Source organism: Methanosarcina barkeri str. Wiesmoor (genome assembly GCF_000969985.1).
Taxonomy (GTDB): domain Archaea; phylum Halobacteriota; class Methanosarcinia; order Methanosarcinales; family Methanosarcinaceae; genus Methanosarcina; species Methanosarcina barkeri_B.
This window is the reverse complement of sequence record NZ_CP009526.1, coordinates 2,945,449-2,969,166: the sequence shown is the minus strand read 5'-3', so window position 1 is coordinate 2,969,166 and position 23,718 is coordinate 2,945,449. Positions and strand designations below refer to the sequence as shown.

The 23,718-nt window shown below is 37.3% G+C and carries 22 protein-coding genes and 3 pseudogenes; 17 read left to right on the top strand and 8 right to left on the bottom strand.

The features are described 5' to 3' along the window. Positions 1–1,289 precede the first annotated feature (1,289 nt). The 11 genes and pseudogenes from MSBRW_RS23940 to MSBRW_RS22995 all read left to right on the top strand — a co-directional run bounded on the left by MSBRW_RS23940 (position 1,290) and on the right by MSBRW_RS22995 (position 9,845). Positions 1,290–1,412 (top strand): hypothetical protein, encoded by a 123-nt coding sequence (locus tag MSBRW_RS23940; protein ID WP_268990262.1) that lies wholly within the window; start codon positions 1,290–1,292, stop codon positions 1,410–1,412. Between the two features lie 308 nt (positions 1,413–1,720). Next, positions 1,721–1,849: a desulfoferrodoxin FeS4 iron-binding domain-containing protein gene (locus MSBRW_RS12255; protein ID WP_048102849.1), complete on the top strand. Its 129-nt coding sequence runs from the start codon at positions 1,721–1,723 to the stop codon at positions 1,847–1,849. A gap of 111 nt (positions 1,850–1,960) precedes the next feature. Continuing rightward, positions 1,961–2,191: a DUF2180 family protein gene (locus MSBRW_RS12250; RefSeq protein ID WP_011307413.1), complete on the top strand. Its 231-nt coding sequence runs from the start codon at positions 1,961–1,963 to the stop codon at positions 2,189–2,191. Positions 2,192–2,202: 11 nt separating this feature from the next. Beyond that, on the top strand, positions 2,203–2,424 hold the full coding sequence (locus tag MSBRW_RS12245) for a DUF2180 family protein (protein WP_011307414.1): 222 nt from the start codon (positions 2,203–2,205) through the stop codon (positions 2,422–2,424). Between the two features lie 265 nt (positions 2,425–2,689). Continuing rightward, on the top strand, positions 2,690–3,037 hold the full coding sequence (locus MSBRW_RS12240) for a carboxymuconolactone decarboxylase family protein (RefSeq protein WP_011307415.1): 348 nt from the start codon (positions 2,690–2,692) through the stop codon (positions 3,035–3,037). Positions 3,038–3,640: 603 nt separating this feature from the next. Next, positions 3,641–4,132: an NADH-quinone oxidoreductase subunit B family protein gene (locus MSBRW_RS12235; protein ID WP_011307416.1), complete on the top strand. Its 492-nt coding sequence runs from the start codon at positions 3,641–3,643 to the stop codon at positions 4,130–4,132. A gap of 374 nt (positions 4,133–4,506) precedes the next feature. Beyond that, positions 4,507–4,809, top strand: a pseudogene (locus MSBRW_RS24485) (IS701 family transposase); the annotation flags it as partial. Positions 4,810–5,994: 1,185 nt separating this feature from the next. Further along, on the top strand, positions 5,995–7,233 hold the full coding sequence (locus tag MSBRW_RS12230; RefSeq protein ID WP_230669738.1) for a M6 family metalloprotease domain-containing protein: 1,239 nt from the start codon (positions 5,995–5,997) through the stop codon (positions 7,231–7,233). Between the two features lie 742 nt (positions 7,234–7,975). Further along, positions 7,976–8,152, top strand: coding sequence for a 4Fe-4S dicluster domain-containing protein (locus MSBRW_RS21320; protein ID WP_011307418.1), 177 nt, complete (start codon positions 7,976–7,978; stop codon positions 8,150–8,152). Positions 8,153–8,516: 364 nt separating this feature from the next. Further along, positions 8,517–8,776: pseudogene (locus MSBRW_RS22365) on the top strand (IS4 family transposase); the annotation flags it as partial. Between the two features lie 727 nt (positions 8,777–9,503). Next, the gene (locus tag MSBRW_RS22995; protein ID WP_048102850.1) at positions 9,504–9,845 is read left to right on the top strand and encodes a hypothetical protein; all 342 of its coding nucleotides are present in this window, start codon (positions 9,504–9,506) and stop codon (positions 9,843–9,845) included. 70 nt (positions 9,846–9,915) lie between these two features. Here MSBRW_RS22995 and MSBRW_RS12220 read toward each other — a convergent pair whose 3' ends face one another. Then, complete coding sequence (locus tag MSBRW_RS12220; protein ID WP_011307419.1) at positions 9,916–10,152, bottom strand: dihydropteroate synthase; 237 nt, start codon at positions 10,150–10,152, stop codon at positions 9,916–9,918. Positions 10,153–10,888: 736 nt separating this feature from the next. After that, positions 10,889–11,734, bottom strand: coding sequence for a class I SAM-dependent methyltransferase (locus MSBRW_RS12215; RefSeq protein ID WP_011307420.1), 846 nt, complete (start codon positions 11,732–11,734; stop codon positions 10,889–10,891). A 439-nt stretch (positions 11,735–12,173) separates the two neighbouring features. Here MSBRW_RS12215 and MSBRW_RS12210 point away from each other — a divergent pair, with 439 nt between their 5' ends. The 5 genes and pseudogenes from MSBRW_RS12210 to MSBRW_RS22355 all read left to right on the top strand — a co-directional run. After that, the gene (locus MSBRW_RS12210; RefSeq protein ID WP_011307421.1) at positions 12,174–13,370 is read left to right on the top strand and encodes a tetratricopeptide repeat protein; all 1,197 of its coding nucleotides are present in this window, start codon (positions 12,174–12,176) and stop codon (positions 13,368–13,370) included. A gap of 784 nt (positions 13,371–14,154) precedes the next feature. Next, a complete protein-coding gene (locus MSBRW_RS12205; RefSeq protein WP_011307422.1) occupies positions 14,155–15,264 on the top strand; it encodes a phospholipase C/P1 nuclease family protein in 1,110 nt (369 codons plus the stop codon). Positions 15,265–15,471: 207 nt separating this feature from the next. After that, positions 15,472–15,882 carry a hypothetical protein gene (locus MSBRW_RS23525; RefSeq protein ID WP_011307423.1) on the top strand — a complete coding sequence of 137 codons (411 nt, stop codon included), beginning with the start codon at positions 15,472–15,474 and terminating at the stop codon, positions 15,880–15,882. A gap of 1,018 nt (positions 15,883–16,900) precedes the next feature. Continuing rightward, positions 16,901–17,509: a nitroreductase family protein gene (locus MSBRW_RS12195; protein WP_011307425.1), complete on the top strand. Its 609-nt coding sequence runs from the start codon at positions 16,901–16,903 to the stop codon at positions 17,507–17,509. Between the two features lie 385 nt (positions 17,510–17,894). Beyond that, a pseudogene (locus MSBRW_RS22355) lies at positions 17,895–18,257 on the top strand (hypothetical protein); the annotation flags it as partial. A gap of 332 nt (positions 18,258–18,589) precedes the next feature. Here MSBRW_RS22355 and MSBRW_RS24315 read toward each other — a convergent pair. From MSBRW_RS24315 to MSBRW_RS21310, 6 genes are all read right to left on the bottom strand, one after another. Further along, positions 18,590–18,736, bottom strand: a complete 147-nt coding sequence (locus MSBRW_RS24315) for an NAD(P)-binding domain-containing protein (RefSeq protein ID WP_011307426.1) — start codon at positions 18,734–18,736, stop codon at positions 18,590–18,592. After that, complete coding sequence (locus tag MSBRW_RS24310) at positions 18,690–18,791, bottom strand: NAD(P)-binding domain-containing protein (RefSeq protein ID WP_155398456.1); 102 nt, start codon at positions 18,789–18,791, stop codon at positions 18,690–18,692. The genes MSBRW_RS24315 and MSBRW_RS24310 overlap by 47 nt, the downstream gene beginning before the upstream one ends. A gap of 110 nt (positions 18,792–18,901) precedes the next feature. Beyond that, positions 18,902–19,726 (bottom strand): PrsW family intramembrane metalloprotease, encoded by an 825-nt coding sequence (locus MSBRW_RS12180; RefSeq protein ID WP_230669736.1) that lies wholly within the window; start codon positions 19,724–19,726, stop codon positions 18,902–18,904. A gap of 690 nt (positions 19,727–20,416) precedes the next feature. Beyond that, the gene (locus MSBRW_RS12175) at positions 20,417–20,902 is read right to left on the bottom strand and encodes a hypothetical protein (protein ID WP_011307428.1); all 486 of its coding nucleotides are present in this window, start codon (positions 20,900–20,902) and stop codon (positions 20,417–20,419) included. Positions 20,903–20,971: 69 nt separating this feature from the next. Continuing rightward, positions 20,972–21,610, bottom strand: a complete 639-nt coding sequence (anfO, locus tag MSBRW_RS12170; RefSeq protein ID WP_155398246.1) for a Fe-only nitrogenase accessory protein AnfO — start codon at positions 21,608–21,610, stop codon at positions 20,972–20,974. Between the two features lie 501 nt (positions 21,611–22,111). After that, positions 22,112–22,582 carry a DUF2769 domain-containing protein gene (locus tag MSBRW_RS21310; protein WP_230669734.1) on the bottom strand — a complete coding sequence of 157 codons (471 nt, stop codon included), beginning with the start codon at positions 22,580–22,582 and terminating at the stop codon, positions 22,112–22,114. A gap of 98 nt (positions 22,583–22,680) precedes the next feature. Between MSBRW_RS21310 and MSBRW_RS12160 the strand changes: the two genes are divergently transcribed. After that, entirely contained in the window at positions 22,681–23,556 is an 876-nt protein-coding gene (locus MSBRW_RS12160; RefSeq protein WP_011307431.1) for a PAS domain-containing protein, read from the top strand. The last annotated feature ends 162 nt before the right edge of the window (positions 23,557–23,718 follow it).

The following is a 23,718-nucleotide window of genomic DNA, read 5'->3' as shown; positions in this document are numbered from 1 at the left end:
AATTTAGATATCATCTAAATCATGTTTATAAACTATGTTTATACTTCTTTTAATACCAACACACCTTGATTATTTAGGATAATAGTATTGTCATTTTCAAGAAAATCGATTTTGAAAATTAAATATTCTTGATCTGCAACTTGTAAATATTCTTATTAAGCAAATAGATGGCTTATAGTGCTTAAAAGGAATCAAAGAACATAATTTGCATGTGGTTTAGCAGTATAGGAGCATAAATAAGTGGGCATTCACCAGGTTATTTTTACCAAAAATATTTTCCTTATAAATATACATACATAATAATTTTTTGCATTGAAATCTTTGGCTTGAAAAAAATATTTTTTTGATAAGAATTTTTGTTATAAATAATTTCAAATATTTTAAATTATTAGTATATTCAGGAGTTGTGAAGGCTAAGTAAAAGGGTAAACTAGAATCTACCACACCACATAATGATTGCCTGTGTAATCACCTATCCTTCTTTGAACAGCGTTTGAGAATACTGTTTAAAGGGCTACTGGGGATACAGTTCATGGATGCGGTGATCTCGGGCTCCCTACATTACTCTTTTTGCTGCCTTCTCACTTCATGTTCCTCTTTGATATTTTTCAATCATTTCTAAGTCTGTTTTAGTTAAAGCAATCTATAAGATCTAAGGCCCTGTTAATTCTATAATCTGAAGCGTTTTCTCTCTCGTTTATCTGCTCTCTCATTTATTTTCTCTCTCGTTTATCTGCTCTCTCATTTATTTAAAATTTGTTTTAGAAATGTCTCAATGCGTAGGTTTTATTGTAGTACCTGTGCAAGGAAAAAATGATTTTATAGATAATTATCAATACTTAATTAATATAAAATTATTTTTCGGCTTTAAAATATTTTATGCTCAACTGTCTTTTGTTAAGAAACAATTTTTCATATAAATAATTTAAAATAATTAAGAGGATAATTGAGTAACTACTGGGAGAATTATTTATTGTAACATGAAAGGAATTTGGTTGATATCAGTTAATTGCTAGTGGAATCAATCTCAAATTTTGCGATCCCAGGATAATAAACCAGGATAGTAAAATCTCTTGACCATGTAGATATTTTCAAATTTGGTTCAATTGATGCTTTATTGGTCAGAAGGAGGTATGGGAAAAAACTGTCAATATATCTAAGAAAATTTGGCAGGAACAATTTGAACATAACATAAAAATTGAAAACCCTTTGAAGGTTGATAGATATTTGATCAAACTATATAATTTATAAAAATTGCTAAAAGTATAACTGATATAGGAGTTGAGTCTATGACCCACCATGAAGAAGAAAAGAAGGAAGAAATAGAGGAAGAAGAAGCCAAAGTTGAACCGATACGTCCCTCTGAACAAAGGGGAGGTAAAAAGAAAGGTCTTCTTGACACCTGCAGATAAGCAGGCTTTTATCAGCTAGTGGGGTGAGTCTTTAACAAAATCAGAAAATAAGCACATTCCATATTTAAAAATAAATATAAAAAGATATTAGTGCTTTGTTCTTTGATAATTCTTCCACGGTGCATAAAGGCATATGTCTTTTAAGATCTCGCCCCATAACAAACTTAATTTTTTTCCATTAACGTTTTCAGAAAATCAGCTTTGAATTTTTTGATTGTTTATCAAAAACTAAATAATTTCAGCAATGGGAAAGTTTAATTAAACTGCTTTGAGATAATAACTTAGAAAAAAACCAAGGTGAAAAGTTTATGGGTGTATCTGCTAAAGGAGAAAGATATATTTGTGAGATATGCGGTAACGAAGTTATAGTAGAAGAAGTAGGTGGAGGAACTCTTGTCTGTTGTGGTCAGGAAATGACTCTTGTTAGTGAGGAATAAAATCATCCATATAGCTTGATTAACATATAGCTTAATTAATAAATTATACTTTCATCCATTATAATCAAATTTTCAGATAAATAAACAAATTTTCTTACCTGGAGGAAAGCTATGAAATGCTATGAATGTGCCAGAGAAGGTAAAGATACAGACGCCGTTGGGATTTGTATTGCATGTGGTAGAGGGGTTTGCAAAGAGCATCTTATCCGTGAGGAAACTCCTGTTTGGGAAGGAAGTTATCCAATTGAGCTGAAGCCTGACATTGAGCATATTAAAAGAATTATGTGCTATTCTTGCCATGAAGCCCTGAAGGAAAACTGCCTATTTAATGAGGTTTGTTGAGGTGATAACGAATGCTGAAGTGTTATGATTGCGCTGAAGAAAACAAAGAAAGTGAGGCAGTAGGGGTTTGTATTGTCTGTGGAAAAGGTCTCTGTATAGATCATATTAAAGAAGTAGAGTTACCTATGAAAGGAGGATATCCACTTCCCCATTTGACACTAAAAAAAGATCTTCCCAGAATGATGTGTCGTGAGTGCATTGATGCAACTATTGGAGACATAGGCTGCGTCTAAAAAGCTGGTTTTGAAATTCCGACAGCTTATTCATTAGACTGAAGGCTTAGTTCCAATTTAATATTATTGGCATTATTTCCTTACCGCTAAGTACTAATCTATAAGGTTTGAAAATAATTTGGAACGGGTTCAATCATAGATTTACCTATGAAGTTAAGTAGTATCGTTCTTTATTTAAGAGTTAACTTTTAAATATAAAAAGAAATATCTAATATAATTCTATATAATATAATTTTATATATTATTCCAAAGGTAGGTGGCATAATTGGCAGACCATAAAACAGTAACAGAGAGTATAGAAAAGAAAATGGGATTTAAACCTCAGATCTTAGAAACACTTGAGGAACTTGATCCTGAGTTTCTTTCAAAGTACAGACGTTGTGATGGAAAATTATTGGCTGATGGAGCTCTGCCTGCAAAAACAAAAATCCTTATGGCTCTTGCAGTTGTGGCATCTAAACAGTGTGAGGCCTGTACGGTGGCGCAGATGAAAAGTGCTCTTAATCATGGAGTCACTAAGGAAGAAATCATGGAAGCCATGGAAGTTATCTTTATCACCTCAGGAGCTCCGGCTGTTGCTGCTTGCCGAGAAGCCCTGAAATTATTGAAATAAAATACTTAAAATATCTATTTAATTTATTTTTTTTGAAATTATACATATAATAAGAAGGCTCTGTCAAGTTCTGGGTTGATGAAATATTTTTCCAAGAATAATAGAGTAATAATTAAAGTAAAAGTAATCAATAAGTTATTAAAATGAAAAGTACCTATCTCATCTTTCTTTTATAAACCTATGACACTTGACAGGGTCATTTATTTTTTCGGAGCTGTGTCGTTTTTCGGAACTTTGTTGTTTTTAGATATTAGCAGAACTTCACCCTGGGGTTTTTTAGTCCCACTATATAGTTCAAGAAAAAAGGGATCATGCCACCGATTCAAACTAGTGGAGATTTTTTTAATTTTCAGATAATTATCTCTTAATCATAATTCTCTCCTAATCATAAGAAGTAGTTTGAAACTCTTTTTATAATTAGTTTTATATAAAATAATTTTCTATAAATTCTTAATTGTATTCAATTTTCATCGAGCTACATTAGATTTTAGGTCACCTGAATGTGTTTCAAAATCCCTACTGAGAAATATACTATGGAACGCAGGGTAAATGTAATAATCTTATCTATTGCTCCGATGAAAATAACACAAAAGAGAAATATTTATGTCGTTAGCAAAATCTCCATGGATTGTACATGTGAATTGTAACAGTTGTAATGGCTGTGATATTGAAGTAATAGCTTGTCTTACTCCCCTATATGACGCTGAAAGATTTGGTGTGTTAAACATCGGTACCCCTAAGCAAGCAGATATAATGGTGGTTACAGGCGCAGTGAATTACAAAAATGTTAATGTGCTTATAAATATATATAACCAGATTCCTGATCCAAAAGTTGTTATAGCAGTTGGCGCCTGTGCATCCACAGGTGGGATTTTCCATAGCTGCTATAATGTAATAGGCGGAGTGGATCAGGTTATACCCGTAGACATATATGTTCCAGGCTGCTGCCCACGACCTGAAGCCATACTTGATGGAATCATTGCGGCTCTTCCGATTCTAGAAGATAAGAAGAAAAGGAATATTAAAGGAAAAGAGGTAAAACTCAAAAGAAATGAGGGCCCGGCACCTTGTGATTCCCTGGACACACCAAGCTGAAGCAAAAGTGGTATAGGCTTTTTGACTTAGTTATATAAGAGCCGTCCATTTGTGTTTTTTCTTTTATTCGGTTCTGCTTCATTTATTCGGTTCTGCTTCATTTTATGATTTTCTGTATCTTTTTTCGTCCATTATTGTTTTTCAGTTTTTTTGTTACACCTGTTATTGTTTTTATTTTTTTTGATTTTTCTTGTTTCCTTTTCTCTCGTATTTTTTGTTTCATCTGTTATTGTTTTTATTTTTTTAATTTTTCTTGTTTCCTTTTCTCTCGTATTTTTTCATGCCTTTTCGCCATACACATCCCCCACAGCTAATTCCGGTGAGTATTCCAAATGAATTACCTCTCTCCCTTAATTCTTCGCTTTTCTGCTTAGATTACAGATGTGCAGGGGATGAATAAATCAAAACATGGGAATTTGGCAAAGAAGTCGTGGAAAATTGAGGAATATCATAGAGGAATAAAGTAATTCTGTGGTGTCGAAAAACGCCAGGTAAGAAAGGAACAGGCAAGAAAGGAAGAGTCACAAAGAGCACATATAATGTTCTCATCAAGAGCTTTTCTTAGACTGGAATTACAAAGAATCAAAAGTGGAATATCATGGTTTGAAAGTGCTATGAAAATTGAAAGAGTGGTAGTGATGGAATATTTAAGGAATTCTCAATGCACGTTAAATTAATTCGGATACTTTTAGAGTTAGTAAAAAATATATGCGAAGCGCCAACTGCGTAACTCCTAAACTTGAGTAAGAACTCGTAAATTCTGTTGCACCAGTCGCCGTAATAGAGACATCCTCTCCACGTTATTAAAAAAGCTTTAGATTTCTTGAAAAAATGGAATTAAACATAAAAGAAAGAATTCTCAATACAAATGACCGATTCTAAGTATAATTTCGTAGGTTATTTTATATTAATATATTTAATAAAAATATAGCTATTATTTAATATTTTGTGCGGGTTGAAAAAAATTGTTTATTAGAAAGTACAGACCAAAAAGAGAAATATCAAGCCTGGATGTGAGTGTAAACAACAAATGTTTCTAAATTTTATATATGCTACTTTAACATTCAGGAGATGAATGGAAATTACCCACTCGAAAAAGCGAAAAACCAACATTGGTTCTATATTAACCAATGGAATAAAAAACCATAGTTAAAGCGGCTTTGTAGAAAATCTATCTGTAGAAAATCTATCTGTAGAAAATCTATCTGTAGAAAACTTATCTGTAGAAAACCTATCTGTAAAAAACCTATCTGTAGAAAACCTATCTGTAGAAAACTATTGTAATCAGCTATAAGAGACTGGGAATAGATGAACAAAAACGCGCCGAGTTATTCAGTTCAAATTGATGTAAATCCATTATTTCAGGGGATTTCTACAGAGCAAAATCAGCTCTCGTGAGAGAAAGTTAAACAGTTTATAGAATATTTTATCAAAACGCTTTAAAGCCAATACTAGGTGGATGGTTGAAGATGAGTGCAATAACTGGGGAGATACTCACCTTCTCTCAGGAGAAGGGACCTGATGTAAAGCTTAGAGTTTTTGGTGATGAATTCTATTCCCGCTACGAGAACCTTAACGGATATACCGTGGTTTATGATGTCGATTTAGGGCGGTTTTGCTACGCATATCTGATCAAAGGCGAATTCGTCTCCAGCGGGGTGGACTTAAGCCGTGCTCCGCCCGAGAAGATTTGGCGGCATCTCAAGGAGTCCGAGCAGGTAAGAAATGACAAGTTCGAGGCCAGGTATGTCAAGATGAATCCACCGGCAGAGCCGTACCAGCCCACGGCTACTCTCAAGACCTTCGGGCCTAATAAGGGTCTTCTTGAGGGTCGCAGATTATCCGAGGGAGATATTAAAGGATTGACCATTTTGGTCCAGTTCAAAGATGTCAAAAGCACTGTCATCCGAGAGGATGTGGATAGAATGCTCAACGGAGAAAATTACACCGAAAACGGTAATTTCTGCTCCGTCCGAGAGTATTTTCAACTCATGTCTGGAGGAAAGCTGAATTACACCAATGTAGTAGTCGGGCCGGTAACCTTGAGCAAGAACCGGCAATACTATGTCGCCCATCTCCTGGTCGAAGAAGCCCTGGACCTGGCAATAGCCAGCGGCGTAAATCTAAAGGAGTTCGACTCTAGGGGTGAGAAAATAGTGGATGCTATCAATTTCCTCTATGCAGGTCAGACCCAGTACATAGGAGAGTTATGGCCCCATAATTACTACCTGGATATCTCTCGCGGCGACATGAAGACCCATTTCTATATGCTTTCCAGCCTTGGCCGTAGCAAAGAAGACTTGAGCATAGGCACACTCTGCCATGAGAACGGCCATATGCTCTGCCGCTGGCCAGACATCTATGACTACGGCGTCAGAGATGGCGACTTTGAAAAGAGCGCAGGTCTCGGGTATTACTGCCTCATGAGCGCTGGCAACCATAACAATAGTGGAAGGACACCATCCCCGGTATGTGCCTATTTGCGCTATCTTGTGGGCTGGTGCGACAACGTGGTTCTCTTGGACAAACCTGGCGAGTACCAGGTAGCGCATGGAGACTACAATACTGCCTATATCTTTAAAAGCAGGAAATGCCATGATGAAGAGTTCTGCAATGAATTCTTCTTGATTGAAAACAGGTCTCAGTTGAGCCTTGATAAATATATAATTTCCAGCGGTCTGGCTGTATATCATTGTGATACATTGGGTTCCAATGAATGGCAGGGAGGAACTCCCACCAAGCATTATCAGTGCGGATTGCTTCAGGCCGACGGACATCTGGACCTTGAAACCAACCGGAATATGGGGGACGAGACAGATCTCTTCAAAGAGACAGCGGGCATTACCATAAGCCATAACACTCTGCCCTCCTCTAACTTGTGGGACGGCTCGGAGTCCGGCCTGATCATCTCCAACATCTCAGCACCCGGCCAGATCATAACATTCCAGGTGGGCACATCTGGAGTTAGCCCTGCCATAAAAGCGGTAATACCTGGTATCGAAGGGAAGGAAATTTCAAAGCGTGTAGAGCTTATAAAGATCATTGAAGAAGCTCAGGATAAGATTGATGAAGGGTTAGAAAAGTTGAGGGCAATTGCTTGAAAATAATCTTTTTAAGGCAGCTTTTTTGCCTTTTATATCTCCTTTTTTCTTTTTCGCCTTCATCCGGTTCTTCTGCTGATTCTCTATTTAGGCCTTAAAACTTAGCTCCTCTAAACCTTAACCTACTCCTATAAAACCAAGCTTTTCCGGGCCTGAACTCTCTCCAAAACATGGCTCTTTAGGGAACAAAGCTTACCACTTTTAGTATTCTGCTTCATGTAATGTAAAATTCTCTTCGAAAACCCTAACTTTTTCCAATCGGAATATGAAACCTTGAGTATCTTTTGTCTCGCCTCTTGAGAATATGCTCTCTGAACCCAATAACCAGGACTAACAAAATCTAAATTTTTGGTCTTTTCGCTAGGTAACGGGCTAACTCTCTAGTCTTCAATCGCAGAATAGATCCCCAGGTTATTTGTTTTTCCCGTAACTTACAGCCTGATTCATTATACTATTGCTTCGATTCCAAAATCAATTCTATATTTCTAGAAAGTTCATTATAATTTCTGAGTTTCCTCGCCTACTTACATTGGAATATTCGAAGATTAATAAAATGTATAAATTTTAATATTAGTAAGTCAGAATAAGGAAATGGATTTCCGGATAGGAAAATACCTGATGCCCCCTATCTGTACTTACTGAAAATTTAATTTAGCCTTAAGACTACCAGAACCAACAGCTGTCTTTATATAAAATTCAGTAAATCAAATTAACATACTGATAAAGTAGGGAGTAAAAAGCCATGGTAGCAAAAATTAATCCCGAGTCCTGTGCTAGTTGTGGAAGCTGTATAGGTGAATGCCCTGTATGTGCAATTTCCATCAACGACAATGATGTTTCATTTGTCCTTGAAGATAAATGCAATGACTGCGGCGTATGTTTATATGTGTGTGTACATGGGGCAATTACTATCGTATAAGTTCTAAAAACTTATATTAGTGCATAGGCTACTCTAGAAATGAGCTAACACAAAGTTGTCGCAAAGATTAATAGATTAAATCTGACAATAAATTAAACCTGCCAACTTTTTGTTTAGAGGCAGATAAGTCAAGATGCATTGATTGTCCAGCAAGTCAAGACGACAGATTCAAAGTCCGGCATCAAAGGATTTTGTGGTTTCGAATCCAACCTAACACTAATCTTTTTCCAGTAATCAGTAAGAATTTATATTTCTTTAGGACCTAAAACCGTTGCTTTGTACTCCGAAAAAACAGTTGAGATGAAAACACTGAAAATAGATCCCAGGATCAAAGACCGTATTCTCCTTTGACTTCTTTAAGTAATTGAAAAGCAAATATGCTCTGGACGTTCTTGAAACAAAGAATGTACAGGTAATTGAAGCTTTAATCTGGACAGCAATATTGACATTAATCGTCAGCAGAAGAATTTATTCTCTTGTAAGAAACTCAACAACTCATCCTGAAAAAATGGCTAGACATATGCAGTTACGTTGGAGTACAATATTCGCAGAGAATGCATCGGATTTGTTGACAGTAATTTGTACAGATGTGGGATTCAGAGGACTTTTGAAAATATAATCAATGAAAACATCTCTAATTTGATTTCTTATTCTCTATTCAGCACCCTGGCCCCTGTCTGTTTTACTTCGCAGACAGAGGGCAAAAAGAAATACAGGTGCTTTCAACAATCTAGGAGGCGATTTAGATCGTGTCTATTCGGAGAGACACTTTGTTATGCTACTCGTGTCTGTTTGGTAGAGACACTTAACTATACTACGAACTAATATTTAATACTTTTGATATCTTTTTTGCTACTTTATATTACAGATAATAATTATTATTTTACACAAACCGAGGAACTACTTTAGGAAACTGCTTCCAAATAATTTTATATAAAATTTTGATAGTCTGCGGTTAGCAGAAAATTGCGTGATCGGAGATTTAAATTAATCGTTGACAAGTTTCTGGAGATGTTCAACGATTATAGGTATGCTCTGCCTGTCAAGTTCAGGTTGCCTGCGCAGGCTGTGCGAAAAATACAATGTAGAAAAAGGGATCTTCCTTAATTCAAATCTGGAAAAAGTCCAAAATATACCGTTGGAATCAATATAAAGAAAACAACCTCAGAATCTTAAATGCTAATAGTATTTCCTATAAAAGTTCAGCATGATTCCATGTCAATATTGTTGATTGATTAAAGTATTTAGTTGAGACTGTCCAATAGAAACTGTGGACTTAAGAATAATGCTTGGAACTTAGATAAAAAAATTTTTAAACATTATTTTCTTAATAAATACGGGTGTTGTACAATTGACAGATTCTAAAACTAATATTCAATTTAATAAAAATAATTCCAAATTTCTTTCTTTAAATAAAAGGACTATTCTCAAAACTTATATTGTTCTAATATGGCTTATAATTACACAAATCTTATTGATCATGACTGGGATGACATCTTATGAAGACGTTAAGTATTTCTTCTGGATAGAATCAGTCTTAGTGCCATTAATTTTTGTGCTGTATATAAAAGGAGTGCCAGATCAACTATCCAGAGAACAAGAAAAAGAACAGAAAAAGGCAATCTTTATGCTTGCCTTTTCTTTCGCATGTATGGTAATTGTGATTTTTATGGCTATGTTAAAGGGATATTAAAATTTGTTAAAAGGATAATATTTGTGTACTCAAGTCCTCAAATTAAAATGCCTACTACTAAGGGATTCTGTTAATTTCCATTAAATACATAAGTTGTGTCGACCGCATTGAGCAGGAATTGTTCTGGCATTGCTTCTGCAAACCTATTTATGGCAAACCGGTTTATGTTTTTCCAGCCCGTAAAGTGCATGGGTACATCATAATCGGGCTTTATCCTTCTCATCTCGTCAATTGTGGACTGAATTATCGGGTCAAAAATCCTGCCCCTACATTCCGCAGTATTTTTTTGAAAATCAATATTTTTCATGATAGCGTTTTTGGAACAGAGTAAATAATTTGGATTTTTAATGGTATTTGGTGAAAAATTGAATGATATCTTTTTTGGTCTCTAAATACACCACATCGTTGCTTTTACCTACTGCATAAAAGTCCAATAAATCTACATTTGATTGAAAATCGCTAGCAGTAAAAATATGAATTTACGAAAATTTACTGCGGAAAGTGGGATAAATGCAAAAAGTAAAACTAAAATATCGTACTCATAATCATTGAAAGAATTTCCCGATTTTGCCAATAAAATAATGTACTTATAATCATTGAAAAAACTTGTCAATTTTGCCAATAAAATGCCTGAGGAGTTATTGAAAGAAAAAAAGTCCAATAAATCTACATTTGATTGAAAATCGCTAGCAGTAAAAATATGAATTTACGAAAATTTACTGCGGAAAGTGAGCTGCCTGTCAGATGGAAAACTTCTAGCACAGCATGAGCCTTATCCGTTCCTGCAAATTTTTTTGCGTATTCAATTGTAATGATAAAAATTTTACTTCAGCCCACTGGAACCCTCTTTTATACAGATTAATAATATATAGAATTTATACAGGTGGAAAGGGGTAATCTTTATGCATTTTCAAAAAGAGCTATTTGGGTGTTACTCTATTTCAAGCAGTTCAACATTTTTTAATTTTCTCAATTTTCCTGCTCAATAGCTATCTTTGCTTATAACTATCTTTGCTTATATCTGCATGCTTCTCCATATTCGTCTATACTTTCTTTGCAGCTATCGCTATCCAGTCCCCGCCTTTCTGGTATAGCTCTCCTGAGAGATTGTTCCATGCCTTTTCAACTCTAAACCCATTATTTTCAAGAGTCTGACTTATAGTTTCAAAGGAATAGTCATGCAGCCATAGCCTGTAAACCTTTACAGTCCCATCTTCATCCACTATTATATACTGATTTAGCCAGGTATCATTTTCCGGATAATCAAATCCTTCTTCCAGCACAAGATGCTTTCCCGGTCTCCAGAACCCACCTTCAGAGAAATACCACCTGTTTTTGAGTCCTTCCCGCATGCGTAGCTCTCTAGTGGACACGTCAAAGATGAAAATTCCGTTGTCTTTAAGTGCCCTATGAACAAGGTTCAGGAGCAGGTCACGTTTTTCGTCGGAAAAGGTACAGATTTCCCCATAGACCTGAAGAACGGCATCAAAAGTCTCTTTATAATCGATATTGAAAAAGTCTGTATAGATATAATCGATATTCTGCCCATCTCTTTCAGCCTGAGCCCGCGCATAGTCTATAGACCTTCTGGAAAGGTCGATGCCGGTTACTTTCATGCCTTCAAAACATAGCTTGCTGCTGTACAGTCCTGGCCCGCAGCCAAGATCAAGTACCTGGTCTCCGGTTTTCAGGAATCCTGAGGTTATTAGGTGGCGGATTGTTTTTTCGATCTCAGCATTTCTTCGGCTAGCTCCGTCATGGGTTTGGTTAAGGTGGGCTTCGAGCATACTTTTCGAGATGTGTGGGTCGTCCCAGAAACGAGGCTCACCGGGTTCGAAAAGAGGAGGTTTTAAAGGTTGAGAGAAGAGGGAGAAAAGATTGTGGGGCATTTAAATAGATTATTTGAGATTATGACATATAAAGTAAAGTAATAGTTTTTGTAAATCTACAAAATAGCTTTACTGGCCTGTTCTATCGAGTCACAATTCACTTTTTCTGTGTCTAGGTACTCGGTATATTCATACGTTTATCTTTATAATAACTACCCTGTTGACAAGTATCTTATTATAATGAACGCCATTTAAATAAAAAAGATATGAATAGATAAATTTGCACTCAAGGGCGAGTTCTTCCTTTCTGTAAAACAGTCCAGAACCTTAATCCAGTACCTTGAACTTAAAATATAACAGGATCAGATTGAAATAAGAGAATGGAGTTTGAAATAAAATTTCCCGGAAAATCTACCACCTATCCGGGAAGTTGGGGTGTGTACCGAACTCTCTTTGCAAAGAATAATCATTCTAAACCGAATCACATGGAACTGATATTATGGCAAACGATTTTAAAAAAACTAGAAGCGGACGAACAGGAAAACCAGGTAGGACAAACAAGACAGACAAAACAGATGGGACAGGCAAAACAAGTAAAAGTGGCAGAAAAGGAGGAAAAGGCAAGGGAACAGGTGGAACAGGCAAAGGAGCAGGCAAAACAGGCAAGAGAACAGGCAGAACCGATAAAGTCACTGAGACAGCCTATGACCGCCTGAATAAAGCCCTTGCAGCACACGAAAAGGCCCTTGAGAAAAACCCGGAGGATTCTGCAGCCTGGGCTGGCAAAGCAGCAGTGTTTCTAAAGCACAGAAAGTACAGTGACTCCCTAAAGGCAATTAAAAAGGCCCTTGAAATCGAGCCTGAAAACCCTCACTACCTTTACGAAAAAGGTTTTGTGCTCCTGCAACTCAACAGGGAAGGAGACGCGTTACAGGCTTTTGACAGGTTGCTTGAAATAAAACCTGATAGCGATAAAGCCTGGAATCTCAAAACTTCAGTACTTTGCAGGCTGAAGCAACACGAAAAAGCCCTAGGGGACTCTGAAAAAGCCCTTTCATCAAATCCGAAGCTTGGAGGAGCCTGGCACTCAAAAGGTTCTGTGCTTGCGGATCTGGGCCGATATGAAGAAGCTATAGAAGCCTATGACGCTGCACTTAAGCTTAACCCGAACCTTGCAAGAGTCCTGGTGGGTAAAGGCTTTGCTCTCTACAGCCTGGACAGACCCGTGGAAGCCATGATAGCTTATGACGCTGCTCTCAAAATAAACCCTGATAATGCAAAGAACTGGATAGGGAAAGGCCTTATCCACCTCAAACTCGGCAAATTCAAAAGAGCTATTGCAGCCTGCAGTAAAGCGATTTCAATCAAGCCTGATTCTTCCGACGCCTGGTACTGCAAAGGTATGGCCTTTTCCAGCCTGGATAAAAATGGAGAAGCTCTCGGAGCTCTTGAAAGAGCCCTTCGGATAGATCCAGACAATATCGAGGCTAGAAAAGCCTTGGCTTCCGTAAATTCCAAGCTCGGAATAACCCTTGATGAAGATGAAGAAAGAATGGAAGAAGATAAGCCAAAAGTGAAGCGAAGTGTGTGGACAAGAAAAAAGCCAACAAGCGAGATAATAAAAAAAAGTCTGGGTCAGGAAAAAGAGAAAAGAGGAAAAATTAGCAGGAAGAACTTACGAGCAAAGAAAGAGTAAAAAACCGGCGAGCCTGACAAAAGCGTAATTATAGGAAGAGAGAAAAAATGATTCATTTTCTCTCTCCTGTAGAATGAGAAAACGAAAGATACCGCTAATTTGGGGGATGAGCAGATTTTTAACCCGCTTGTCAATATATGCAAAAATTCAGATGCTCATGACAAAAGCGCTATTGCATTATTGATTAATTGATTATAAAGTACTTAAGATATTCAGTGAGTATATTTAATTTGCGGGCCGCATAAGAAATATAAAAGAGAAAGATTGGGCTTTTTCAATGTATACATTGAGAAAGCTTGTATATAGGAAAAACAAAGACTTTCTCGATACTAAAGAGAAATGCCAGCATGATTTTCAAGGACTAAAACAAAAGTCCTCAAAACCATAAATTATGATTTTTTGAAGTTTCTGCCTATATTTAATATAAATTAGATTAAACATAGACATGGATGAATTTATGATTACATATATTGTTTTTTATATATATCTTTGAATCTGAGTTGGGGCATTACATCCTATATATTTTTTCTGTATAGACTCTCGAACAATCAAAGATTAAAGAGAATTTTTTAATTCAAAATAATATGAGAATGGAATAATTTCATACTTTACCCCATAAATTTATAACAAATTAATAAAAAGTAGTTTATGGAGTTCAACTGCACTTTCCAGGTTCACACGAACTCCATAACAGATGCCATAGAGGCGGTTACCAGTTAGCTTTGCATATATTTAAGCTTGCCTGATTCTGCCTCCTAGGGGAAAATAACTTCGGAGTGAAAACATGAAGCGTAATAAAATTGGAACAGGCATGATTGTTTTAACAATGTTGATGGTTGGTATAATGTTGATGCCATCAGCAATGGCTTCGACCGAAAAACAGCAAACCATCCAAGTTGAAGATGCTGCTCAGTTAAAGATAGAAGCTTTGGAGGCTAAGATAGGTGAAAAAGGAATGCAGAAAGTTGCGGATTACTTGGCACTTCAGGCTTCTTTACCGGATGTAGTTAAATGTATGCCATTTAGAGGACTTGCTTTTGCTGCTACTGATCCTGAAAGTCAAGCCATTAAAATGACATATATTGATAATTTCGATGTTTCTAAGAAGGAGAAAAAGAGGTATAAAGCTGGACTTCAAGACATATGGGGTAGGTATCCGGATCAGATCACAAAGGACGACTATGCTTTCATGAGTGAGTTAGGTCCAATGATTGAAGAAGAGGCTTTAAGGGAACATTCAGTTGTTGGGATAAAGTGGGCAACCGATAATCATCCAGATTTTGCTTATTATGCTTGTGACGGGTCTGCCTATAGAAATTATGCTAGCAGTGCAGCTGACGACCCAGACGATGATGGCTTTGAGCTTCCGTTATATAGGTACTATAATCATTACTGGGATGCTGATTGGAATATAGGAGGTGCACCAGGTAGATGTGACGGTTTTGCAGGTACTGCGCAAATCTGGGTTGCTAATGGACTTATGGCTGATGCACATCACGATTTTGGACTTGCCAGTCACTATTTGTCGGATACTGGCAATCCGTTCCATTCATCTGGAGCAGTTGATCAGATTGGGAATTTCTTGGATAATCTGTTCAACAGTAATAATCATGATTTGTATGAAGGTTATATCTGTGATGAGTGGAATACTGGCTCTACTTATGAGTTTGGTGAGTATGTCAGTAGCAATACTCGAGCTATTACTGTGACTGATCCAGAACAGGCAACTAAAGATAACGCTGATTTTAGTGCTCAGTATTTTGATTATATTTGGGATAAAATAAATAATAATCCTCAGACATTTGATACAGATATTTATGTGGCATACTATACTGCCCAGTGTGTCCGACAGACTGCAAAATATAACCATGGACTGTATGATTATATCATGTAAGGTTGACATAATCTGAAATCGTGTTTATGTTTAAGAAGATGCCTTTAAAGGCATCCTTTTTTTACTACTATTTTTTCCTGTATGTGTTAGATTCAAAAAAAGACGATTGATAATAAGTAAATTATACATACAATTACAAAAATCGTGAGAAGTGGATTAACTAGTGGATTAAATATTACTATAGATCAAAAGCAAATGGTGACCTAAGTGGATTTTATCAGCCATTTAATTTTAAAAGTTAAGAAGAAGATGCCTTTAGAGGCTCTTCTTTTCATTCTGCAACATATATGGCTTGCTATTTTTGTTTTGACATTGGGCATATCGATAGGGACAGGAATTACCTTTGGTCTAGACATAGTCGCCTTGGTGATAACACTAGGAATGTTTGTTCTATTTTTTGTACCCTTAGTCTCTATTGGACAGAATATTGTTCAGAGCAGGAGGGATGTTAGAAAGGTTTTGTGCTGCATACCTTTTCTAATCGCCGCTGTGTATCAAACTATGGTAGTTGTGTTTGGATATACTAAATTTATGATCTATGAATCTCATTTCGTTGGTTTATGCCTTGCTGCTTCCAATTCAGAGACTAGCGGAAACTGCAATCTACCCTACAACTAATAAAATATTCTACATGGGTTTTCCGTACAACCAGTTGCCTCAATTTACAGCCTACATTATCATTTTTCCGATCAGTTTGCTCATTTACTTATTGCCTTCAATAGATTATGACAGGACAAAGATCACAAAAGAGATGAAACTAATCGCTTTATTACCACTCCTTTGTGTTGCTATTCCGGTAATCGTGCAGACGGTTAAGATGAAGCTGGGATTGATCGATGAGCTTATGATTCAATTTTTCTGGTCTGAGATAATCTCAAACATAAGATTAATGGGACTCTTCCTGTTAATGCCTGCGCTAAGTATCTTGTATGTAAGGCATTATCATAGAACAAAAAGAACAGTTGTCAAGAATTTTACGTGAATACAGAAATTTTTTGGCAACTATTCAGCTATCCATAATCAATATCAAGAATCCCAATTTATATGATTTGCTATGTACAATATATTTAATTAAATTTTGTAAATGATACTACTTAATATCGTTTTTATTTTTGCTACAAATCTATAATTGTATAGATCTTATAGGCCTAAATCGATATCAATTAACTCATTTTAAGGTTCCTGAATAGCTACATTTTTATTATTTAATTAAGTGAGGACTTTATCAGGGAAAATTTTGCTAGATATCCGTTTTACCGGTTGCTATAATACGAATATACCAGTAAATAAAATAAATAGGAAGAAAAAGAAGAGAAAAAGACCAATAAAGGTTGATAAGGGAGAATACAAAAAGAAAAGCATAGTAGAAAGGCTCGTTAGTTGGATAAAGTCGTGCAAGTAAGTATTTTCAAGATCTGAAATTAAAGGGACATTATATTTAGGAGTTGTAATGATAGCAGCAATAATTAGATTAAATGAAGTTTTGGAATCGGCTCGAAGAATAGTTTACAAAATTCGATTTTACTATTTTTTCAACTTTTTTACTTTTTTCTTAGACTCTTTCCGGTAAGCATTGTTTCTCAATATGAGATAGCAATTAAATAGATTCTCTCTTTATTCTATTAATGGTGAGTTCTTGACTGACAATATCACAAGTATCGGAGAAAAGATTTCAAATGCCGTGTTAGACAATATTTACCAGCGCCGATCTGTGCGCAATTTTTCTGATAAAGATGTTTCCGACGAAATAATCAAAGAGATTATAAGAGCGGGAACATATGCCCCCACAGCCGTGAATAAGCAGCCATGGCGGTTTGTGGTCATAAAAAATAAACAGCTCATCGAGAAATATGATGACCGTGCTAAGAAAGCTTTCCTTGCTGCATACAAAGATACCGAAAACCCAGATCTGGTAAGATTTGTGCAATATTTATCTAAACCGGCAACTCGAATCTTCTATGGAGCGCCTGTTCTCATTTTAGTGTTTGCGTCCCCCAATGTTATCAATGAGCATGACTGTGCTCTAGCCGCTGAGAATATGATGCTTGCAGCCCGATCTTTAGGAATCGGTAGCTGCTGGATAGGCCTTGCAGAAGGTTTGGGTTACGATATGGAATTCCTGAAGGAGGTCGAAGTGCCAGAAGGTCATAAGCTTATCGCACCGCTGATCTTTGGATACCCGGCAAAGCAGAACCTTAAAGCACCTGCTCGTAATGCTGATGTCATATTAAAATGGATAAATTAACCTCCGAAATAAGGGCATGATAACAATTTTCCACTATTTGAGTTTACAATATATATAGAGTCTGCCCAATGTGGTTCACTAACTTGCCTTTTTTTGAAAGTATGAAACGCAGTTTGATACCCGGTGAGTTTGATACCAGGTGACGATGAAAACCGTTTTTCGGAACGGGTGTGGTGGTGTATATACTTGGGTTGGTTAATACAGTTATGAGAATACGTTCCCGTTCCTAGAAATAATAAGTAGTAGCATCTACTTAAATAATACTGAAAAAAATACTGAGAAAAATACTGAGAAAAATGAATGGTTTGAGTAAAAAATGAAAGAACTTGATTCAAAAAGAGTAACATGAGAAGGAAATGAATCCTTAACCGATGACCAATGAATTAGTATTAAGTACTTTTATTTCTCTGAGTCTCTACAGAAAAAACAGCTAGAAGCAAAATCAAGAGCTGTTATGAAGAAATTACAGGAAGCAAAAGAGATTCAGAAAACTGTCATAAACAACAAAAGGTTTCCTTAGAAATTCAGAGTAAATAATGAGTTGATTGAGATTGATTACTCTTTTAGAACTAAGCTAGAAGAGCTTAGTGACGAGAAAGCTATAGAACTCCTGAAAGCTTCACTAATTAATGGAAGAGAAATTAATGGAAGAGAAATTGATGGAAGAGAAGGATTTTTCTGCCTGAAATCAAACAGGGATTTGACACTTGAGGATGCGTTGATAACATACAGGAAAAAAGGATTCTATTGAGAAATATTCCATTCATTGAAGAACGAAATCAGCATTTCAGTAACAATTAGTAAATACTGTCAAAGTCAGAATACAAGACAGGATCTGGTGGATATAATAATTCCATATTTAAAAGCAGGGTTCGAAAATACCGAATTTTACATATGGGTTGCATCAAATCCTCTGGAAGCAAAAAAACCTGTAAAAAGTCTGTTTCTGATCCTGAAACTTATCTGGAAAAAGAGCAAATAGAAATTACTCATCATAATGAATGATACTTAAAAAGAGGTTTTTTCGATGCACAAGAAATATTTTTCCAAAAGCTACACTGTCAACGGCAACTTCATCAGTCAGGTCATAATAATCTCTGCTACTGAAGCTAACTCCTGTGGCGTAGAATGGAAAACGGCGCCTTTTTCGACAAGTAGCTGAGCTTTTTCCTTAGTCCTGTTATATACGTGAACATTGTAAGCCTCGTGATAGAAAGTTCGAAGCAAAAGAACTTCCCATGATCCCAAGGCCTATCACGCCAATAATTGCTTTTTTGTCAATACCTTAAGTTGTCAATTGATCACCTCATGCTCCACTTAACGCTTTTCTGTGTCCCAAAGTTCACTCAAACTTACATCAGTTTGGGTGTGAGGTTACACGTAGTCTTCTTTTTAGATACATGTTTCCTCAATTTCTGACGGCGAAACCATTTGTAACCTGACTGCTTCTTGCCAGCGTATCCAGAGGATAAACAATCCAACAGCACCAATCGCACCCCAAGCAATTAACACGCCTAAGCCCTGGCCAAAGATAGAAGAAACTACCAGGGGCAGCCCGTCCCACATTGCATGTAGAATGGAAACGAGCAGATAAGCATTAATTACATGCCAGTTAACGCGGAAGTTACACTTCTTGCTTTCTCGGAATAGTACACTGGCTAAAATAGCGGTCCAGGTGCCATGTCCCAGCGGAGCAAGCAGACCGCGGATTAAGGTCACTTCCACTGTTGCCGAAATGCTCCCATGACTTTCCAGGAGAGCCGTAAAGGCGTAACCGTTACTTTCCAGGGCTGCAAATCCCATTCCTGCTGCCGCACCCAGAATCAATCCGTCCATTTCCGAATCGTGCCGTCTGCGGCGTGCAATCACCAGCACTCCCAGGATTTTAGCAAACTCTTCGATAAATCCTATTCTTAAAATTGCCCTCAGATCTAGCTGATTGATAAAAAATGGCTCTAGAAGAGCAGCAGCAATGATACCCAGCAGCCCTCCATATATAAAAGCCAGGGAGACCGTTGGCATTGTCAGACGGCTGAGGTGCCTGCGCTCGTATATGAAAGCTACATAAGCGACAGGGACCATAAAGCTGCCGACCATTGCCAGGGTTGGAAAAAGGTTTGAGTTCTTCGTCAGCAGCAAGGCCACCAGTAAGAGAATGTAGAAGACTACTGCTGTGGTTAGAACTTTTAACCATTCATTCCGTCGGACCACCGGCACAGGCGGCTGAACTTCCGTCGTGCTGTCCATAGTATCCTCCTGTTTAATTCGTTAATCTTATTCCACTAAGTCCAGATCCTTGACTGTCTTCAAGGTCTGTTATTACAGGCTAATTTGGCTCTCTGTCTTTAAGGTCTGTTATTATAGGCTAATTTGGCTCTCTGCCTTCAAGGTCTGTTATTATAGGCTAATTTGGCTCCTGAAAGTTTTCAGTAATCACAAGTCAAATTGCCGCTATGAAGTCAAACCGTTTACGTGGCTCAGAAGCCTGTTTCCTGTCTGTTCCCTGTATCCTGTACCTCAAAATATCCTTTCCCCATCCTCTAATATACTATTACAGGCAGATTTTTAAATATTATACATCCAACAGCCGTATCCAGCAAATGTATCCATCAAATATTAATATAATTGTGAAGAGGATTGACATAGTGCAGTAAAGTATGGTTAATATCCTGGAAAGATAACTAGTTTAATGCAACAATAGAGATCTTCGCTCTGTTCAGGGTAATACCTTAATCACCAAGTTTGTGATTTCCAGAAGCTTTCTAAAGAGGCAGCACCTGGAAAAGTGAGAAGATTTCTAATGATAGGAATTGAGAAAGCTTCAAAGGCGTTAGTTTTAGATCCAGGTTTAACAGATCCAGGTTTAATAAATTCCGAGATTCCGATTTAATGGATTCAGGTTTAATTTTACGAATTAATATTTTTTCCTGGAAAATGTGATCTCAATTTCTTTATAGTTTCGGTTCCGTGTCTATGTAATTCTTTGAGATTTCCCTGATATACAAATGCTGCTGGCACTAACAGTAAAGGAATAGTTGCTACGGCTTTAGCTCCTTCTGAAACAGGCAGTGCAGCTAAAAAGCTTGCTCCAGTAACACCATAAATAGGAACTATAGGAAACAGCATAGCTAAACCGAATGCTCTTCTAAAATGGATGCCTAATTTTGCAGCTAGAAAACCATTAGACCCTATGACCACACCGATGCCGATACTTGGTCCTATAGTCCGAAACGGATTATATGATGGTCCTATATATAGCCCAAAATCAACACCAAAAAAGGAAACGAGTCCATTGAATTGATTCCTTTCCTGATTGGAGTTTCCTCCAAGCCCTGATACAACTATGCCTATGTCCAGTTGCAGAGGTCCTCTTTCTGCTCCCCTTCCGTCCATTAATTATTACTTTCCTTAAATGATAATAAGGTTTACCTATATTTTGACCTCTCTATAAAGGTGTGGCCTTTATTTCGATGGAGGAGTTTGACTACGTACTACTCTAACGGTTTTTCTATTCGGTAAATCATTCACGATTTCATATTCAAACCCCATAGCACTTAAATTTGTGACAAACCACTTTGGAATATGGCTGCAAATAACATCCAGTCTGTTAAATTCCCCATTTTTCAGATAGGGGATCAGAATTTTCTTTGAAGTCAAATCCGGATTTTTAAACATGATGTCCTCTATATTTATCGAAAAATCACCTTTATTCACACCGGATTCCAGAAACTGCGTGATGTCAAATTTGGGCGGTTCTTTCTGACGCTCCTCAATTGTTTCAAGCATTTCTTTTTTGATTGAATCAAGAAGATCCAGTACGTTACCTTCCACAAGGAATATGTCAAAACTCGCTGCTTGAAAAGTCCCGGACGCTATCCCTGGGATTTCACTTGCAACAATTACTTTTACGTCCCCAAGCTGTTTTATTGTATCCGCTACAGATGTGCGTACCGCAGCCATACCTTTCGCGTTGCAAACTTGATTTTCAAAACGGGTCAGAACTTTCCATTCCCCGCCGTCTTCCTCATATACTGCAATGAATCCTGGTTCGAATATTGAACTCGCTTCCTGTTTATCGTTTTCCACAACTGATATTTTCAAGGTGCCTCCTCCTATCATGTTGAAATTTATGATATATCGGAATGCAATTGAAACAATTGCACCATTGGATTATTACCCAATTTGCATATAAGTTCTACTGGACTTGTTCAAAAACCTGTGACACATCGTTTACAGACGGAATTTTAGTCAATTTTATCAGGTGAGCAATAGTGCCTTCGTATTTTTCCGGAACGCACCAGCTGTCTGTTTTGGAGAAATAATAAACCTGCGAGATTCCCGGAAGGAAGGCAGCTTTTGCAAGCAAAAAAGTCAGACCAGATTAACTCCGCCAGAGGGGTATTGCAACCAGGGATGAAAAGCTGCATAGAACTGGAAACAACATGAAAATACAAAGGCTGTTTGTCGAAATTTCTATGATAGGGTTCAGGTTAGAAAACGACTACGATTTTCCAAATAAAAATCCCAAATGCTGTGAATATACTTTGAATCCATTTACTTTGAATCCATTTACTTTGAATCCATTTACTTTGAATTCGTCACTTACTTTTTTAATTCTCCCACTACACAGAACCTGGTCTTCCCGCTGGATTCAGGAACTTTTTTGCAGTTTTTCAGGAGAAACTCAAGCTTTTCTTCGGACAGTTCCGGTTTTTCGGCATTCAGGCAGAAGTATTCTCCTTCAAGTCGGAATTTCCTGAAAAGTTCGCAGGTTTCACAGAGGCAGCCCTGTTTTCGTCCTTGTTCCGGATGTTTGCCCCTGTCCCTGGAGCAAAACATCCCCGCACCGCCGGAATAAGAAGGGCAGTTTTTGCAGATACAGGCTTTAAGGTTATGGTATGAACCACAGATCCCGAAGTATCTCCCATATTCTTCCCTGGTCTGCTGTATAATGTCAGATGTTTTCTTTCCGAACTTTTCCTTTGTCCAGGTCTCTTTTTCATTTACTGCTGGTAGTCTGGAACTCAGAACATTCCTCCTGTGTGCAGAAAGACATGATTTATAAGATGTCAAAATATATTATATATTGCTTAAGGATTTAAAAAGCGTATATTACCTGAGGCGGTTAAAGGATTTTGGATCTGGAATGGTTATTGGAGAGGTAGCGGCTTATGGGATTCAATCAACTGGCTGAAAGCGACGAACTGATTCTTGGTGAAGCACTGGAAAGACAGCAAGTTCTGGAAAAAGTAATTAATAACAGTCCGGTTATGGCTTTTCTCTGGGTTCCGGATAAAAAATGGCCTGCCATGTACGTTTCGGAAAACGTAACCCAGCTTGAATACAGCGCAGAAGATTTCCTTACAGGAAGGATAATGTATGCAGACATAGTCCATTCTGAGGATATAGACAGAGTTAGAAAAGAACTTACCCGATGTTGCGAGGCTGGAAATGACAGCTTTGTACAGCGGTACAGGGTTCTTACCGGTAATGGGGAAGTCCGATGGGTAGAAGAAAAGACCTTTATCCAGCGTGATGAGACCGGAAATGTAGCAAATTTCCAGGGAATAGTTAGGGATGTTACTCAGGAGATTAAAAATGAAAAGGTTCTGAAGGATGCTCTTCAAAGCCAGAAAGCCCTCATGGAAAAACAAAAAGCTCTCCTTGAGCGGCAAAAAGTCCTTGAAACCGTAATTAACAATAGCTCGATGGTAGTGTTTCTCTGGAAAGCTGAAAAATACTGGCCCACGCTATACGTGTCTGAGAATGTCAGGCAGTTCGGGTATGCTCCCGAGGATTTCATTTCCGGAAAAATCCTTTATGGGAAGATTATTCATCCCGAAGACCTGCTCCTTGTGGAACTTGAGCTTGAAGAAAACTGTGAAGAAGGAGGAAAGGAGTTCAATCGCCAGTACCGAATTCTTACTCAGACTGCCGACGTCCGCTGGATTGAAGAAAAAACCTTTATCCAGCGCAACGAGGAAGGAGAAGTTACTCATTTCCAGGGCATTATAGAAGATATAACTCGAAATGTAAAAAGAGCCTGACCTGTAGATTGAAATCAGGAAAGATAAGAGGCAATCTTCAGGCTTTAAGGGTGCCGGAATTTAAGTGATTATAATTATTTCCGGAATTCTATTTTATAGATCAAACTTAGTTGGATTTTATAGATCAAACTTAGTTGGATTTTATAGATCAAACTTAGTTGG